The sequence below is a fragment of the Variovorax paradoxus genome (genome assembly GCF_902712855.1).
GTDB classification, from domain to species: domain Bacteria; phylum Pseudomonadota; class Gammaproteobacteria; order Burkholderiales; family Burkholderiaceae_C; genus Variovorax; species Variovorax paradoxus_Q.
In genome coordinates, this window is sequence record NZ_LR743507.1 from 5,171,562 (window position 1) to 5,187,369 (window position 15,808).

Annotated in this window: 15 protein-coding genes and 1 pseudogene; 8 read left to right on the forward strand and 8 right to left on the reverse strand. The window is 67.9% G+C overall.

Features of this window, described 5'->3' with window-relative positions:
• Positions 1–3: 3 nt before the first annotated feature.
• The 8 genes from AACL56_RS24590 to AACL56_RS24625 all read right to left on the reverse strand — a co-directional run bounded on the left by AACL56_RS24590 (position 4) and on the right by AACL56_RS24625 (position 8,137).
• A complete protein-coding gene (locus tag AACL56_RS24590) occupies positions 4–873 on the reverse strand; it encodes a branched-chain amino acid ABC transporter permease (protein ID WP_339092411.1) in 870 nt (289 codons plus the stop codon).
• Positions 866–1,588 (reverse strand): ABC transporter ATP-binding protein, encoded by a 723-nt coding sequence (locus AACL56_RS24595; RefSeq protein WP_339092412.1) that lies wholly within the window; start codon positions 1,586–1,588, stop codon positions 866–868. Before AACL56_RS24595 ends, AACL56_RS24590 begins: the two co-directional genes overlap by 8 nt.
• A gap of 166 nt (positions 1,589–1,754) precedes the next feature.
• Positions 1,755–2,474, reverse strand: coding sequence for an ABC transporter ATP-binding protein (locus tag AACL56_RS24600; RefSeq protein WP_339092413.1), 720 nt, complete (start codon positions 2,472–2,474; stop codon positions 1,755–1,757).
• A gap of 9 nt (positions 2,475–2,483) precedes the next feature.
• Positions 2,484–3,737, reverse strand: a complete 1,254-nt coding sequence (locus AACL56_RS24605; RefSeq protein WP_339092414.1) for an ABC transporter substrate-binding protein — start codon at positions 3,735–3,737, stop codon at positions 2,484–2,486.
• A 44-nt stretch (positions 3,738–3,781) separates the two neighbouring features.
• Positions 3,782–5,245, reverse strand: a complete 1,464-nt coding sequence (locus AACL56_RS24610; RefSeq protein ID WP_339092940.1) for an aldehyde dehydrogenase family protein — start codon at positions 5,243–5,245, stop codon at positions 3,782–3,784.
• Between the two features lie 128 nt (positions 5,246–5,373).
• Positions 5,374–6,381, reverse strand: a complete 1,008-nt coding sequence (locus AACL56_RS24615; RefSeq protein ID WP_339092415.1) for a hydroxyquinol 1,2-dioxygenase — start codon at positions 6,379–6,381, stop codon at positions 5,374–5,376.
• A gap of 142 nt (positions 6,382–6,523) precedes the next feature.
• On the reverse strand, positions 6,524–7,036 hold the full coding sequence (locus AACL56_RS24620) for a hydroxyquinol 1,2-dioxygenase (protein WP_339092416.1): 513 nt from the start codon (positions 7,034–7,036) through the stop codon (positions 6,524–6,526).
• A 138-nt stretch (positions 7,037–7,174) separates the two neighbouring features.
• Complete coding sequence (locus tag AACL56_RS24625) at positions 7,175–8,137, reverse strand: LysR family transcriptional regulator (RefSeq protein ID WP_339092417.1); 963 nt, start codon at positions 8,135–8,137, stop codon at positions 7,175–7,177.
• A 303-nt stretch (positions 8,138–8,440) separates the two neighbouring features.
• On the opposite strand from AACL56_RS24625, the pseudogene AACL56_RS24630 reads away from it, so the two are divergent.
• The 8 genes and pseudogenes from AACL56_RS24630 to AACL56_RS24665 all read left to right on the forward strand — a co-directional run.
• Positions 8,441–8,698: pseudogene (locus AACL56_RS24630) on the forward strand (tetratricopeptide repeat protein); the annotation flags it as partial.
• Between the two features lie 436 nt (positions 8,699–9,134).
• Positions 9,135–9,413, forward strand: a complete 279-nt coding sequence (locus AACL56_RS24635) for a L,D-transpeptidase Cds6 family protein (protein WP_339092941.1) — start codon at positions 9,135–9,137, stop codon at positions 9,411–9,413.
• A complete protein-coding gene (locus AACL56_RS34350) occupies positions 9,380–10,867 on the forward strand; it encodes a L,D-transpeptidase family protein (RefSeq protein WP_425337077.1) in 1,488 nt (495 codons plus the stop codon). The genes AACL56_RS24635 and AACL56_RS34350 overlap by 34 nt, the downstream gene beginning before the upstream one ends.
• A gap of 413 nt (positions 10,868–11,280) precedes the next feature.
• A complete protein-coding gene (locus AACL56_RS24645) occupies positions 11,281–11,466 on the forward strand; it encodes a Flp family type IVb pilin (RefSeq protein ID WP_339092418.1) in 186 nt (61 codons plus the stop codon).
• A gap of 32 nt (positions 11,467–11,498) precedes the next feature.
• Entirely contained in the window at positions 11,499–11,981 is a 483-nt protein-coding gene (locus AACL56_RS24650; protein ID WP_339092419.1) for an A24 family peptidase, read from the forward strand.
• Positions 11,982–12,061: 80 nt separating this feature from the next.
• The gene (cpaB, locus tag AACL56_RS24655) at positions 12,062–13,072 is read left to right on the forward strand and encodes a Flp pilus assembly protein CpaB (RefSeq protein WP_339092420.1); all 1,011 of its coding nucleotides are present in this window, start codon (positions 12,062–12,064) and stop codon (positions 13,070–13,072) included.
• Between the two features lie 40 nt (positions 13,073–13,112).
• Positions 13,113–14,504 (forward strand): type II and III secretion system protein family protein, encoded by a 1,392-nt coding sequence (locus AACL56_RS24660; RefSeq protein ID WP_339092421.1) that lies wholly within the window; start codon positions 13,113–13,115, stop codon positions 14,502–14,504.
• A gap of 17 nt (positions 14,505–14,521) precedes the next feature.
• Entirely contained in the window at positions 14,522–15,805 is a 1,284-nt protein-coding gene (locus AACL56_RS24665; RefSeq protein ID WP_339092422.1) for an AAA family ATPase, read from the forward strand.
• The last annotated feature ends 3 nt before the right edge of the window (positions 15,806–15,808 follow it).

The following is a 15,808-nucleotide window of genomic DNA, read 5'->3' on the forward strand; positions in this document are numbered from 1 at the left end:
GCGTCATCCCCGCGTCTTCGGAAACAGGCCCTGCGGCCGGAACACGAGCACCGCGAGGAACACGATGTGCCCGAACCAGATGCCCCAGCCCGGGTCGAGCCGGAAGCCCACCTGCTGCGCGATGCCGAGGATCATGGCGCCGGCCAGCGTGCCCCAGAACGAGCCCATGCCGCCGATGATCACGGCCTCGAAGGCGAACAGCAGCAGCAGCGGGCCGTCCGAGGGAGACACCGTCGTGCGCATGCCCTGCAGCGTGCCGGCCACCGCGATCAGCACGAAGGCCAGCGCGGTCGCGAAGGCGTAGACCTTCTTCGCGTCGAGCCCCATGAGCTCGGCGATCTCGCGGTCGTCGGAGACCGCGCGGAACGAGCGACCGAGCGCGGTGCGCGCAAACAGCCACTGCAGCGCCCCGGTGGCTGCCAGCGCGATCGCCAGCACCACCAGCGGCAGCACGCCGACCGAGAAGCCTTCGCCCAGCGCGATGCCGCGGGTGGCGAGGCCGCCGGTCTCGATGGCGCGCGGATCGGCCGAGAACGTTTCGAGCAGCAGGTTCTGGATCACGATCGACAGGCCGAAGGTGACGACCAGCGACGGCAGCGGGTCCTTGCCGAGCGTGCCGTTGAGCACGTGGCGCTGCAGCAGCCAGCCGAAGCCGAAGGCCACCGGCAGCACCGCGAGCGCAACCAGCGCCACCGCCCATGGCGCATTGCCCAGCACCGACACCCCCGCGACCACCGCGAACGCGCCGAGGATGATGAAGTCGCCCTGCGCCGTGTTGGTGAGCCGCATCACGCCGAACATCAGCGACTGGCCGAGCGCGAACAGCGTGTAGAGGCCGCCGAGCAGCACGCCTTGCACGAGGGTCTCAAGCATGGGCCGCCTCCGTGCCGATGCCGAAGTAGGCCTGCGAGACCTGTTCGCGCGTGAGCTCGCCCGAACGGCCCTCGAGCGACACGCGGCCTTCCTGGAAGCAGTAGATGCGCTGCGACACCTGCCGCGCTATCGTCACATCCTGCTCGACGATGACCACCGTCATGCCCTCGCCGGTGATGGCCGGCATGGCCGCGTAGATCTCGCGGATCACGATGGGCGCGAGGCCCAGCGAGAGCTCGTCGCACAGCAGCACCTCGGGGTTGCCCATGAGCGCGCGGCCGAGCGCGACCATCTGCTGCTGCCCGCCCGACAGCGACGTGCCCGGCTGGCGGCGCTTCTCCGCGAGGATGGGGAACAGCGCGTACAGCCGCTGCAGGTTCCACGGCCCCTTGCGCGCCGGTGTGGCGCCCATGAGCAGGTTCTCTTCCACGCTGAGGCTGGGGAACAGCCTGCGGCCTTCGGGGACCATGGCAAGGCCACGGCGCACGATGTTGCCCGGCGGCAGCCCGCCGATGGGCTCGCCCTTGAAGCGGATCGCGTCGAGCGGCGCACGCACCAGCCCCGTGAGGCTCTTGAGAAAGGTCGACTTGCCCGCGCCGTTGGCGCCGATGATGGCGACGATTTCGCCGGCGGAAAGGGAGAAGTCGATGCCGAAGAGGGCCTGGGCGTCGCCGTAGAAGGCCTGAAGGCCGTGGGTCGTGAGCAGAGCTGTCATGGTCTTTGCTCCCCTTGCTCCTGCCCCCTCTCCCGCGTGCGGGAGAGGGTTGGGGTGAGGGCCGGCGACAGTTGCAAGGCGCGCGACGACTCGAACGCAGCGGCCCTCACCCTGACCCTCTCCCGCAAGCGGGAGAGGGAACAAGTCCGAAGACGGGCGAACGCGCTCATGCTTCCATCCCCATGTACACGCGCCGCACCTCGGAGTCGTTCATCACCGCGCGCGGCGCGCCCTCGGCGAGCTTCTGCCCGAAGTTGATGACGAACAGCCGGTCCGCCAGCGACAGCAGCGCATGCACCACGTGTTCGATCCAGATCATCGTCACGCCGCGCGCCTTGATGCGCTGGAGCTCGCCGACCAGCACCGCGGCCTCGGGCTCCGTGAGCCCGCCCGCGATCTCGTCGAGCAGCAGCAGCCGCGGCCGCGTGGCCAGCGCGCGCGCCAGCTCCAGCCGCTTGCGGTCGAGCAGGGTCAGCCCGCCCGCCGGCTTGTTGGCGTGCGCCATCAGGCCCGTCTGCGCCAGAACCTCATGGGCCGTGTTCCAGGCCTCGCGCTCGGCCTGCTGCCCGCCGAAGCACGCGGCGGTCACGAGGTTCTCGAACACGCTCATGTTGCCGAACGGCTGCGGCACCTGGTAGCTGCGGCCGATGCCCGCGTGGCAGCGCTGGTGCGGCTTGAGTCGCGTCACGTCGCGGCCTGCGTACTCGACGCGCCCCGCATCGGCGCGCGCATCGCCCGAAATCAGGTTGAACAGCGTCGTCTTGCCCGCGCCGTTCGGCCCGAGGATGCCCAGCGTCTCGCCCTCGCTCACCGACAGCGTGATGCCGTCCGTGACCTTGAGCGCGCCGTACGACTTGCTCACGCCATGCAGTGCCAGCAGTGCCATCGCGCGTCCTCAGAGCAACCGCAGCGTGCCGCCGGTGGGAATGTTCGTCGCCGCCTCGTTGTTCACGATGGTCAGCTCCACCTTGTACTTCTGGCCCTTGCCCCATTGGCCGAGCACCAGCGGCGTCTTGCTGACGTTCTTGAACGGACCCTGCCCGCCCCACTTCACCGGGCCGACCACGGAATTGATCGACGTCGACGCCACGGCGTCGCGAACGTCCGAAGCCTTCAGCGACCTGGCACGGCCCAGCGCATTCGCCGCCACCTCGAACAGCGCATGCGCAAAGCCGATCGGTTGCGTCCACTGCTTCTTCGCACCGGCTTCGTAGGCATCGGCCAGCGCCTTCGCGCTCTGCTGCGTGAGGCTCGAGGTGAACGGATGCGACGGGCTCCACCACACCTCGGTCGACAGACCCTCGCCCAGGTCGCCGAGCGCCTCGATGGCACCGGGGAACAGCAGCGCCTTGCCCAACGTGATGACCTTCGGCCTGAAGCCCTGCTGCCGCGCCTGCGTGAGAAAGGTCTTGGCGTCGGGCGGAATCACGACGCCGGTGACGATCTCCACGCCCGCGCTCTTGAAAGCCGCGATCTGCGCGCTGAAGTCCTGCGTGCCGTTCTGGAAGCGGCCCGGGTCGGTGAGCGTGAAGCCCATCGCCGCGAGCGGCTTCGGGAAACCCAGCTCCTTGTCGCCCCAAGCGTTGCCGTCGCCATCGTTCGGAAACAGGCCGCCGACCTTCTTGTTGGTGGCGAGCGTCTTCCAGCCGTTGGTGTAGTTGGCGATGACGTCCTCGAGCCCCCAGAACATGTGGTACGTCCAGTTGAAGCCCTTGGCCGGATCGCCCTTGCGGCCGAAGAACCACGGCTGCCACGGCACCACGCTGGAAATGCAGGGCACCTCGTTGAGCTCGCAGGCGTCGCTCACGGGGTTCGCGGTCTCGGGCGTGCCTGCCGTGAGCACCAGCGCGACCTTGTCCTTCAGGATCAGGTCGTTCGCCACCTCGCCCGCGCGGTTGGGATTCGACTGGCTGTCCTTCAGCACGATCTGCACCGCGTACTTCTTGCCGCCGACGGCGATGCCGTCCTTGAAGGCCGTCTTCATCTGCTCGATGACCCACTTGTCGGCCTCGCCGAAAGGCGCGAGCGGGCCGGTCTGCGGCGACACGTAGCCGATCTTCAGCGTGTCGGCCGCGAACACCAGCGGTGCCGCGCCCGAGGCCACGAGTGCGGCGGTGGCCTGCGTGAATTGCCTGCGATTGAATGACATGGTTGTCTCCGTCTCTTGTGTTCTGGAAGCCGCCCGGTCCGGGGTCAGCGCGCGAAGTGCGGCGGTATCTGCGCGTCGACGTTCACCCACACGCTCTTGACCTGCGTGTATTCGCGCATCGCGTCGAACCCCATCTCGCGGCCGTAGCCGCTCTGGCCGACGCCGCCGAAGGGCGAGCCGGGGTTCACGCGCTTGTAGCTGTTGATCCACACCATGCCGGCGTGCAGGTCGCGCGCGACCTTGTGGGCGCGTTGAAGGTCGCGGGTCCAGAGGCCGCTGCCCAAGCCGTAGTCGGTGCCGTTGGCGATCTGCATCGCCTCTTCGTCGCTCTTGAAAGTGAGCACGGTGACGAAGGGGCCGAACACTTCTTCCTGCGCGACGCGGTCCTTGTACGACTTCGCGCGCATCACGGTGGGCTCGACATAGCAGCCCTTGGCGAGATCGCCGCCGGGCGACTTGCCGCCCGCGAGCAGTTCGCCGCCCTCGCCTTGCGCAACCTCGACATAGCGCAGCACGCGCTCGCGGTGCTGCGCGCTGGTGAGCGGGCCCATCTCGGTGTTCTCGTCGAGCGGGTTGCCCAGGCGAATCGACTTCGCGAGCGGAATGAATTGCTCGAGAAACGCATCGGCGATCTTCTCGTGCAGCATGAGCCGCGAGCCCGCGATGCAGGCCTGCCCCTGGTTGTGGAAGATGGCCCAGGCGCTGCCGTTGACTGCTGCCTGCAGGTTGGCGTCCTCGAAGACGATGTTGGGTCCCTTGCCGCCGAGCTCGAGCTGCACCTTCTTCAGGTTGCCCGCGCTGGCCTGCACGATGCGCCGGCCGGTGGCGGTGCTGCCAGTGAACGCGATCTTGGCGATCTCCGGATGCTCCGCGATGTACTGCCCGGCCACGCTGCCCAGTCCCGGAAGCATGTTGACCACGCCGGGCGGCAGGCCCGCCTCGGCCATCAGCTCGGCGATGCGCAGCGATGACAGCGGCGTGATCTCGGCCGGCTTCATCACGATGCAGTTGCCGGCCGCCAGCGCAGGCGCCATCTTCCAGCTGGTGAACATCAGCGGGAAGTTCCACGGCACCACCTGGCCGACGATGCCGACAGGCTCGCGCAGCGTGTAGTTGAGAAAGCCTTCCTCCACCGGGATGGTCTCGCCCTGGAACTTGTCCGCCATGCCGCCGAAATAGCGGAAACACCCTGCGGTGCGCGGCACGTCGAGCCGGCGCGAGTCGCGGATCGGGTGGCCGGTGTCGAGCGACTCGAGGCGCGCAAGCTCTTCTGCGTTGGCTTCGATCAGGTCGGCCAGCTTCAGCAGGATGCGGCCCCTGTCGGCGGCGGCCATGCGGCTCCATTTCGGAAACGCGCGCTTTGCCGCGGCCACGGCCTTGTCGACGTCGGCCTTGCCGGCGAGCGCGACGTCGACGATGGGCGTGTTGTCGTGCGGGTTGAGCGTGGCGAGGGTCTCGCCGGACTCGGCGTCGACAAAGCGGCCGTCGATGAAGAGCTGGTGGCGGATGGATGGAGCAGGCATGGGCGTTCCTCTCCCTCCCCTTTGCGGGAGGGTTGGGGTGGGGCATCTTCAAGGAGGGCGCAGGCTGGAGAGCCCCACCCCGGCCCTCCCCAGCAGGGAGGGAGAAAGTCAGTTCAGAACTGCACCGGGATCTCGGGCGACTCGCCCTTCTGGATCTCGTACACCAGGCTCGGCGAGCCGTTCTCCCACACCAGCAGCATCGAGCGCTTGGGGCTGAAGCCCTGGTGGCGGCAGTACGCAGGCATGGCGGCCATGTCACCGGCCTTCATGATCACGCGGGCCATGGGCTTGCCGGTGTTTTTGTCGCCGCAGTCCCAGTGGATCTCGTCGGTCATCTGGAAGAACCACTCCACGCGGTCGTTGCCGTGGATGATCGGCAGGATGTGCTCCTCGGTCGTCGGGCACATGTAGCTGTGCTTCACCACCGAGGTGAAGCTCGGGTTCCACGTGACCTGCGAGCGGCTCAGGAAGCCGAAGAGATTGAAGGCGTGCACCTCGTTCTCGAAGCCCGGCTCGGGGTGCAGCTCGGGCTCGGCCTGCGGCACGTCGGCGAAGGCGCGGTTCACCGGTGCGCCGCGTGCGTCGCTGCGCAGGTCGAGGTCGCCCTTCAGGCCCACGCAGCGCTTGGCGAGTTCGCGCGCCCTCGTGATCTTGGCGGTGTTGCTGCCGTTCTTGCGGCCGTAGGGCGAGCCGGTTTCCTGCGGCGCGGCGAAGGGGTCGAAGCTCTCGTTGGTCCAGTCGTCGAGCATGGCTTCGAAGGTGGCGCGGATCTGCGCCGTCGGGAAGTTCTCGAGCAGGTCGATGCCCGCTTCCTTCATCGTGCCGTTGAAGCTGCCGGCATACAGGTCGACCGACTCGTAGTGGTTGACCGTGCCGAACACGTCGTCGAAGTTGACCCAGCCGTAGAAGAAGCCCCAGGCCACGTCGCGCATCAGCGCACGCAGGTAGCTGCCCGCGTCCATCGTGTGGCTCATGGGCCGGCCGTCGCGGGTCTTCCAGCCGATGTGCACGAAGTATTCGTCGCGGCGAAAGCGGAAGCTGCCGAGCGAAAAGTCCTTGTAGCCGAGCGTCGCGTCGGGCTGCGACGCGATCACGCGGGCGAGTTCTGCGGGGGCGTTCATGGTGCTGTCCTCATCTGGTCTTGAATGTTCAAGTGCCGTGTCTTTCGTGGAACACCGCGGAACCGGCTTTGCCGGGCCGCTGGTGTTGCCCCCGGTAGGGGGTGGGCGAAGCGACACGAAGTGCGCGAAGCCTGGGGGCGAGTCAATGGGCCTGGCAGATGTCGGCCCACTTCTCGACCGAGAGATCGCCCTTGCAGCTTTGAAGGACGATCACACCGGGCGCGCCGGCGGTGCGGAACTGGTAGGCGGTGTTCTTGGGCAGCAGCCCCTGGTGGCCGCGCGAGAGCTTCATCCAGCCCATCTTCCTGCCATTGGGTTCGCCCTTCACGAGCACGGCGCCGTTCTTCTCCTTGTCGGCCACCGTCTGCGCGGCATCGAGTTGCACGAGGTGCACTTCGACATCGCCGTCCATCACCAGCGCGAACTCGTCGTGCGCGCAGGTGAACCAGGGCGAGGTGCCTTCGGCGCGCAGCGTCTCGAGCACATAGATCTGGTTCTGGCCGAACACAACCTTCTCGTAGGGCTTGCTGATGCTGGCGATCTCGAAGCAGTTGGAGAAAGCGTAGTGGCGCACGTCGTCGTCGATCGGCTCGACGTGGCCCTTCTCGAAGTGCTTCAGCGACCCGAAGCGGGTCTGGTAGGCGGCGGCTGTCATGTGGCGTGTCTCCTTGCGTTCTCGAATGAGCGAACTCTAGGAGCCGGGCGCCGCAGCCGGTAGGGACCAGTTTGGAAGAGGATTATTCGGAGGTTCCGAACAATCGGCCGGGTTTACCCCTGTTCGGGCCGCGACCGCCTAGCCGGAGGAGCGGCTGAACTCGATGAGTTCCGCAGGGATCATTCCGCGCTCGATCAACGTGGCGTCCCAGGGCGGCACGCGCGTGAAGCGCGTGGCGATGTGCTCGATGAAAAGCCGCAGCTTGAGCGCATTGCGCGAGGTGCCCGCATACACCGCGCTCAGCGAGAACGACGACAGCTGGTGATCCGGCAGCACCACGCACAGTTCGCCGCGCGCGATGGCATCGCCGGCCACCAGCGTGGGCAGGCAGACGATGCCTGCGTGCTCCAGTGCGTATTCGCGCAGCAGGTGCACGCTGTTGGTCAGCAGTGTGGCAGCCAGGTAGATGGTGATCTGCTCGCCCTGGTGGTGGAAGGTCCAGCGGTCCCGCGTGGGATAGCCCGAGTACAGGCCCAGCTTGTGGCGGTGCAGCTCGCGCGGCGAGGCGGGCGCACCGTGCGCCTCGAGGTAGGCCGGGGTGGCGCACAGCACGCGCCGCACCGGGAAAAGGTGGCGCGACACCAGCTCCTGCGAGGCCGCCGGGAAGATCTGCAGCGCGCAGTCGACGCCGGCCTTCACCGGATCGGCCACCGCATCGCTCACGATCAGCTCCAGGTGGATGTCGGGGTAGGTGGTCTGGAACTCGCGCAGCAGCGAGGCGAAACGGCCCAGCACCATGCCCGTGAGCGCATGCACCCGCAGCGTGCCCGAGGGCGTTCCGCGCGCGTCGCGCATCTGGTCGACGATGTCGTTGGCGCGGCCGACCAGTTCGGTGCAGTCGCGCAGGAAGGCCTGGCCCATGTCGCTCAGGCGCACCACGCGCGTGCTGCGATGGAACAGCGGCGCCCCCAGGAACTCCTCGAGCTGCTTGACCCGCGTGGTCACCACCGAGTTGGCCACGCGCAACTGCCGCGCGGCTTCCGCGAAGCTCTGGGTCTGCGCCACACGAACGAAAGTTTCAATGCTTTGGAGTCGATCCACGGCGGCACTGTACTGCGCACGCGAGCCTTGCGGGTGCGCGTTGCGGGCACGCCGAAACACTGTCATCCCTGTGTCTGAAGGTTAACTGCCCCACTTACAATGCCTGCCGCATCTCCCACCCCCTACGAGGTCTTGTCCGCAATGCCCAAGAGCCCCTGGCCGCGCGCCCGTTTCAGCCTTTCCCCCACCGTGCGAGCCCTGTTCCTGGCCGCTGCGGCCTGCGGCGTGGCGCTCCCTGCCCTGGCGGCCCTCGAGCACGAGGAAGTCGACAAGCTCATGCAGGCCGGCAAGCTCGACGAGGCGATGACCAAGGCCGACGCTTTCCTGAAGGACAAGCCGCGCGACCCGCAGATGCGCTTCCTGAAGGGCGTGATCCAGCTCGACACCGGCAAGCGCAACGAGGCCATCGCGGCCTTCACGCAGCTCACGCAGGACGCTCCCGAGCTGCCCGAGCCGTACAACAACCTCGCGGTGATCTACGCGAGCCAGAACCAGTTCGACAAGGCGCGCACCGCGCTCGAGAGCGCGATCCGCACCAACCCCAGCTACGCCACCGCCCAGGAAAACCTCGGCGACGTGTATGCACGGCTGGCCAGCCAGGCCTACAGCAAGGCGCTGCAGCTCGACCAGGGCAACACCGCCGTGCAGCCCAAGCTGGCCGTGATCCGCACGCTCTTCAACCCCACGCCGCAGGGCGGCAAGCCGGCGACGCTGGTCGCGGCTGCGAGTGCGCCTGCACCAGCACCGGCTCCCGTGGCCAAGGCGCCCGCGCCGCCCCGTGCCCGCAGCCCCGCCAGCGGCACCTGCGCCTGCACCCGCGAAGGTCGCGGCGGCGCCTGCGCCGGTGGCCGCGGCACCGAAGGCCCCCGAGGCCGCTCCGCCTGCGCCCTCGCCGGCTCCCGCACCGGCCTCTGCCCCTGCAGCGAGCAGCACCGCGTCCAATGCCGAGATCGAATCCGCCGTGCGCGCCTGGGCTGCGGCCTGGGCCAGCCAGGACATGGACCGCTATCTCGCGGCCTACGGCAACGACTTCAACCCCGGCGGCGGCCAGAGCCGCAAGAGCTGGGAGCAGGACCGCCGTGCGCGCATCGTCGGCAAGAGCAGCATCAGCGTGAACATCGAGAACCTGGCGATCAAGGTGGACGGCGATTCCGCCACCGCGAAATTCCGCCAGATCTACCGCGCCGACAACCTCAACATATCGAGCCGCAAGACGCTGGAAATGCAGCGCTCCGGCACCCAATGGCACATTCGCAAGGAAAGCGTCGGCGGCTAGTGGCAGACATCGTCCGGCCCGTCCGGCTCCAGACTCCCCCGTTCCGTCCGTGCAGCGCACCGCTGCTCGCAGCGCTGGTGACCGCATCGGCACTGGTGCTTGCCGCCGTCCCGGGCGCCGCGCGCGCATCGAACACCGGCCACAAGCCGGCCGCCCCCGCGAAGAACGGGAATGCTGCCAAGGCCAGGCCGCTCGCCGGCAAGCCCTCCGCAAGCCACGCCAGCGCTGCGCCCGCGCGCCAGGGCAAGCCCCAGACGCAAGCCAGGGGCCGCAAAGGCGCGGCACCCGAGGCGAAGACCGCCGCAGCCAGGCCCGCGCGCCGCGCCGGCGCGCCGATCCAGGAAGCCAGCAACGCCGAGGCCCGCCTCATCGCGGTGTACGAGATGTTCGGGCGCGGCCAGACCCGCCCCGCGCTGGCCAAGGCGCGCGACCTCGTGCGCGACCATCCGAACTTCCAGCTCGCGCAGCTCGTCTACGGCGACCTGCTCGCGGCGCAGGTGCCGCCCACCAACGCCCTGCCCGACACCGCCAGCATCGCGAAGATGCGCGGCAATCCGGCCATGGCCGAGCTGCACGAGGAGTCGAAGCGCCGCCTGCAGGCACTGCGCGACCGGCCCCCGGCCAATGCCGTGCCCTCGCAGTTCCTCGCGCTTTCCACGCGCAGCCGCTATGCCATTGCCGTCGATGCCTCGCGTTCGCGGCTGTACCTCTTCGAGAACAGCGACAAGGGCCTGAAGCTCGCAGCCGACTACTACATCTCCGTCGGCAAATCGGGCACCGACAAGCTCACCGAAGGCGACGCGCGCACCCCGCTGGGCGTGTACTACATCACCAGCAGCCTCGACCCGAAGTCGCTGAAGGACTTCTACGGCGCGGGCGCCCTGCCCATCAATTACCCCAACCCGTACGACGTGCGGCGCGGCCGCACCGGCGGCGGCATCTGGCTGCACGGCACGCCGCCGCAGCAGTTTGCGCGGGCGCCGCTGGCGAGCGACGGCTGCGTGGTCATGGCCAACCCCGACCTGAAGCAGCTTTTGCGCAAGGTGCAGATCGGCGCCACCCCGGTGGTGACCGCGCGCAGCCTGCAATGGATTACCCAGCCGCAGGCAGATAAGGAAGCGCAAACGTTTTCCTCGGCCATCAATGGCTGGAAAGATATGCGGGCGGCTGGAAATGAATTGCAATTGAAGAAATTCTATTTGCCCGATTTCCAGCGCGTCAGCAAGAAATCCACCGACGGTATTTCGGCCGTCGAGGACGAAATCAAATACGCCCAGGGCAAGCGCGTGCAGTTCAAGGACCTGTCCTACCTGCACTGGCGCGACAGCGACGACACCATGGTGGTTACCTTCGGCGAGGTATTCGAAGGGGAGAAGAGCGGGCGCTCACGGCGCCAGTACTGGCTGCGCCAGGGCAGCGAGTGGAAGCTCTTCCACGAGGAAATCCTCGGCTGAACCCCTGTGCCTGACCGGGGCACACCCGCAAAGTCGTGACTTTTTGCTCACGCATCTGCGCTTTCTTCGGTGTTACATCTGATCGTTTGTGGCCCCGTGCTACGTAACGTGTAACCGGTTTTCGCCCGTAACACCCCGTTCCCGCACGTTCCGTGTGACGTAACGCGCCCTCCCATCTTCATGGGAGGTGACACGCCGCTCACAGAGGGAAAAAATCGTCCTGAACGAATCGCGCAGCTGTCCTGGTACTCGACAGGACCAGCTGCCGGCAGGCTGGCAACCATCCTGCTTATCCCTCCCGGCTAGCACGGTCGAAGGCACCCACTCGGTAGTTTCTCTTGTTGATACACAGAGTTACGCTGTATAACATTCCCATCGTCAGCTTTTGTTAACACTTCTCGAAAGGGGAAATCATGCTCAGCTCTATTGCTCGTTTTTGGCGCGATGAAGAAGGTGCAACCGCAATTGAATACGGAATTATTGCGGGCCTTATTTCCATTGCGATCGTTTCGGTGTTGTCGGGCACTGACGGCTTGGGTGCGAAGCTCAAGGACGTCTTCGAAACAATCAATACCAAGCTGGTGATCGACAAGTCGTAAAGCATCGACTGCAAGCAATGACATCGGCTTGCTTGCTCTGGCTGCTTTTCGTCACCGTCCATGACTTCCGACAACGCCGCGTTCCCAACTGGCTTGTGCTCGCCGGAGCCGCTGTGGCCCTGGCAGCACTCGCCTTCGGGGTCCAGCCGTTCGAAGTCGGCTGGACTTCCGCATTCCTCGGAGCAGGCATCGGCTTCGGCTTCCTGCTGCTGTTCTACGTTCTCGGTCTCATGGGAGCAGGCGACGTGAAATTCGCGGGTGCGCTCGGACTCTGGACCGGACTTTCTCCCCTGGCTTCCATCTGGATCGCCGCCAGCCTGCTGGCTGGACTCCATGCCCTGGCCTGCCTCGCGCTGCGGCGCTGGCCCCTCGCTCCGCGGCTCGCGATCTTCCTGTCGGCGTCGCCCGCGCCAATCACCGGCGCAACACCATCCGGCCGGGCCCGCTTCATTCCCTACGCGGCCTATCTCGCGCTGGCCACGGTGGCCTGGATGTTCTGGGGGCGACAGAGCTAGCAGCCGTCTGCCTCTGCCGCAGCAGGCCATTCATTCCGCCCTTCCATGATCGCCCGCCCTCCCACCTCCGCCCGCCGACCATGATCAATCTCACCAAAGTCCTCGCAGCCATCCTGGTGCTCCTGGCCATCGCACTCGGCGGATATGCCTGGATGCTGGGCCGGCAGGCTCCCAAGGCCCCGCCTGCGACCGCCGCTGCCCCGACGGACGCGCCCGCCAGGGCGCCCGAGGCCGCGACGCACCCCGTCGTGGTGGCCGCAAAGCCGCTGCCCGCAGGCGTGGCGATTCCCGCCGACGCGCTGCGCGTGGAGCGCCTCACGATCAACCCCGCCGGCGCCTTCCAGGACGCGACCGTCGCTGCAGGCCGCGTGCCGGTGCTCGACCTCGCCGAGGGCACCCCGGTGATGGAGAACCAGCTGGTGTCCGGCCTGGCGCTGCGCATCGGCGAAGGCGAGCGCGCCGTGGCGGTCAAGGCCGACGAAGTCATGGGCGTCGGCAACAAGATCCAGCCGGGCGACTTCGTCGATGTCTTCGTGATGCTCAAGTCCGACGGCAAGGACATCGATCGCAGCCAGGCCCGCCTGCTGCTCTCGCGCAAGCGCGTGCTGGCTTTCGGCAGCGCCTCGGTCGATGGCCTGCCGTCCAGGTCGACCGACAAGGCCGTGCAGCAACAGCAGCAGGCCCAGCGCGCGGAAGCCGCGCGCACCGCCGTGCTCGCCGTGCCGGTCGACGACGTGAACCGCCTGACCATCGCCGACACCAGCGGCCGGCTGCTGCTCGCGCTGCGCAACCCGAGCGACATGTCCGAACCCGATCCCAAGCTGTTCGCCGACCTGCCGACCGCGCTGCTGCCCGTGCAGGCCAGGCCCGGCGAAGCGCGCCGCGCGCCGCTCGAAGGCCTCGACCGCGCGCAGGCCGGCCTGACCGCCGCCGACCTCGTCACCGGCGGCAAGGGCCCCGGCGTGCGCCCGCCCGCCACCGAGGTCCGTGCGGTGAGCGCGCCGCGCGCCGCCGGCTCGGCGGGCCCTGCAAGGAGCGGCCTCCAGGTCGAAGTCATTCGCGGCGAACGCAGCGAAACCGTGAACTACTGAGCGCGCAGCCAGGCGTCTCTGTCACCCAGGAAAAAGACACATGCACCACACGCCTCGCGAGCAGTCGACCCGCGCCGCTCGCAGCTCCAGCAGGTTCGCATTGCGGCTGCTGCGCCCGTCCCTGATCGCCCTGTGCGCAACGACGCAGGCCGTGTGGCCGCTGGCCACGGCCGCAGCGGATGCGCCGGCGGCGCGCCCGCTGGTGCAGCGCCCGCTGGTGCTGACTGCCGGCACGCAGCAGGAACTGGTGATCGACAAGGGCATCGACCGCATGGCCATCGGCGACGAGGCCGTGGCCGCCGTCACCATCACGCGCAAGACGCAGAACTCGCCGGCAGCGCGGCTGATCGTGACCGGCAAGGCCGCCGGGCGCACCTCGCTCATGGTCTGGGAAAAGGGCAATGCCGCCGCGACGACGTACATCGTCGAAGTGCGCCGCCGCACCGGCCTGCTCGCCGGCTCGATGGACAGCATGACCGCGCACCAGCAGGCGCGCGACACCGCGCTGGCCGGCACGCCGGACAAGGCCGAGCTGATCGATCGCTCCAGCGTCAACGTGCGCAGCAGCACCGTGCAGGTCGAGGTGAAGGTGGTGGAGTTCAACCGCAGCGTGCTCAAGCAGGCCGGCCTCAATCTCTTCAGCACGCGCGCCAATTCGAACGGCTTCAGCTTCGGCGTGTTCTCGCCCTCGTCGCTCCAGTCGACGACCTTCGCTTCGGACGGCAGCATCGGCGGCGAATACAACAACCCGCTCGCACAGGCCTTCAGTCTGCTGTTCAACTTCGGCAAGGCCGGCATCGGCCTGAACGTCGGCTTCCTCGAAGGCAACGGCATGGCGCGCGTGCTGGCCGAGCCCACGCTGGTGGCGCTGTCGGGCCAGAGCGCCAGCTTCCTGGCCGGCGGCGAACTGCCCATTCCGGTGCCGCAGGGCCTGGGCACGACCAGCATCGAATACAAGCCCTTCGGCATCGGCCTGACGCTGACGCCCACGGTGCTGTCGAACGAGCGCATCGTGCTCAAGGTCGCACCCGAGGCCAGCGACCTCGACTACACCAACTCGCTGAGCATCAACGGCGTCGCGGTGCCCGCGATCACCACGCGCCGTGCCGACACCACAGTGGAGCTGGGCGACGGCGAGAGCTTCATCATCGGCGGCCTCGTGAGCCGCACCACCACATCGAACGCCGACAAGGTGCCGGTGCTCGGCGACCTGCCGATCCTGGGCACCTTCTTCAAGAAGAACAACTACCAGATGAAGGAAAAGGAGCTGGCGATCCTCGTCACTCCGCACCTGGTGAAGCCCATCGCGCGCGGCACCGACCTCGCGCCCTACCTTCCCGGCACCAGTTCCGAGCAGCGCGACGGCGCCGTGTGGCGCGCCCACTTCCTGGGCGGCTACGTCGACACGCCCGTCCCCGGCTTCTCGCGCTGAGATCGCAGGCAGGCCTGATGAACGCTCCACGCGACCGCATTCCCGAAACCGGCAGCGAGACCTACCTCTTCGCGTCGAGCAACGGCAGCCACATCACGTGGCTGACCGATGCGCTCGGCGCACTCGGCTCGGTCGTCGTGCTGGCGCCGGACACGAAGTCCATCGACGAACGCATCGCCCTGCTCGGGCCGGTGGCGGTGTTCATCGACTTCTCGTCCAGCCAGTGCGCCGCTGCCGCCGAGCTGCACCAGCGCCTGAAGCGCGACTGGCCGACGCTGCCCGTGCTCGCGGCCGGCGTGTCGGCCGAGCCGGCCGCCATGCTCGCCGCGTTGCGCGCGGGCGTGGACGACTTCGTCGACATGGCCGCCTCGCCCGCCGAAGCCGTGACCACGCTGCGCACGCTGCTGGAGCGGCGCAGCAGCATGCAGGGCGGCACGCGCGGCACCACGCTCGCGCTGCTCGGCGCGCGCGCCGGCCTCGGCGTGACCACGCTGGCCACCAGCCTGGCGCTCTCGCTCAACGACCAGCTCGCGCAGACGCCGGCACGTCCGCCGGGCCGCACGCCGCGCCATGGCGTGGCGCTGCTCGACCTGGGCCTGCCGGCGCGCGACGGCCTGCTGTATCTCGACACGCAGAGCGGCTTCAGCTTCGTGGACGGCGTGCGCAACCTGCGCCGCCTCGACCAGACGCTGCTGCACACCGCGCTCGCGCATCACACCAGCGGCGTGGCGGTGCTGCCGCTGCCCGCAAGCCTCGCGCAGGTGCGCGAGATCTCGCATGCGGACTCCGTCGCGCTCATCAAGCGACTGGGCGATTTCTTCGACTTCCAGATCGCCGACCTCGGAGGCTTCTCGACCATCGACTTCATCGCGCAGACGGTGCGCGAGGCCCAGCAGGGCTGGGTGGTCTGCGACCAGAGCATCGGCGGCATCGTCTCGACGGCCAACATGCTCAAGGAACTGCGCACGCGCGGCGTCGAGACCGAACGCCTGTCGCTCGTGGTGAACAAGTTCGACAGCCACGTCGGCCTATCCGCCAAGGACATCGCCGAGCGGCTCGAACTGCCGCTGCGCCACGTGCTGCCCGCACGCAGCGCGCAGCTGCTGTCGGCGGCCAGCCGCGGCGAGATGCTGGTGCGCACCGCGCGCAGCGATCCGTACGCGCAGGCCGTCTCGGGCCTCGCCCGCAGCGTGCGCCAGGAATACATGTCAGCCACGGGCCAGCCACCGGCCAAGGATCCACGCTGGGTTGCGCTCATGTCGCAAGTGACCGGCCTCTGGAAGAGTTCACACGAAGGTTGAGCC

Bases quoted from the DNA above. Each gene is read 5' to 3' on its own strand.
- AACL56_RS24590 (WP_339092411.1), bottom strand. From the start codon at position 873: ATGCTTGAGACCCTCGTGCAAGGCGTGCTGCTCGGCGGCCTCTACACG.
- AACL56_RS24595 (WP_339092412.1), bottom strand. From the start codon at position 1,588: ATGACAGCTCTGCTCACGACCCACGGCCTTCAGGCCTTCTACGGCGAC.
- AACL56_RS24600 (WP_339092413.1), bottom strand. From the start codon at position 2,474: ATGGCACTGCTGGCACTGCATGGCGTGAGCAAGTCGTACGGCGCGCTC.
- AACL56_RS24605 (WP_339092414.1), bottom strand. From the start codon at position 3,737: ATGTCATTCAATCGCAGGCAATTCACGCAGGCCACCGCCGCACTCGTG.
- AACL56_RS24615 (WP_339092415.1), bottom strand. From the start codon at position 6,381: ATGAACGCCCCCGCAGAACTCGCCCGCGTGATCGCGTCGCAGCCCGAC.
- AACL56_RS24620 (WP_339092416.1), bottom strand. From the start codon at position 7,036: ATGACAGCCGCCGCCTACCAGACCCGCTTCGGGTCGCTGAAGCACTTC.
- AACL56_RS24635 (WP_339092941.1), top strand. From the start codon at position 9,135: ATGGACCGCTATCTCGCGGCCTACGGCAACGACTTCAACCCCGGCGGC.
- AACL56_RS34350 (WP_425337077.1), top strand. From the start codon at position 9,380: ATGGCACATTCGCAAGGAAAGCGTCGGCGGCTAGTGGCAGACATCGTC.
- AACL56_RS24645 (WP_339092418.1), top strand. From the start codon at position 11,281: ATGCTCAGCTCTATTGCTCGTTTTTGGCGCGATGAAGAAGGTGCAACC.
- cpaB (WP_339092420.1), top strand. From the start codon at position 12,062: ATGATCAATCTCACCAAAGTCCTCGCAGCCATCCTGGTGCTCCTGGCC.
- AACL56_RS24660 (WP_339092421.1), top strand. From the start codon at position 13,113: ATGCACCACACGCCTCGCGAGCAGTCGACCCGCGCCGCTCGCAGCTCC.
- AACL56_RS24665 (WP_339092422.1), top strand. From the start codon at position 14,522: ATGAACGCTCCACGCGACCGCATTCCCGAAACCGGCAGCGAGACCTAC.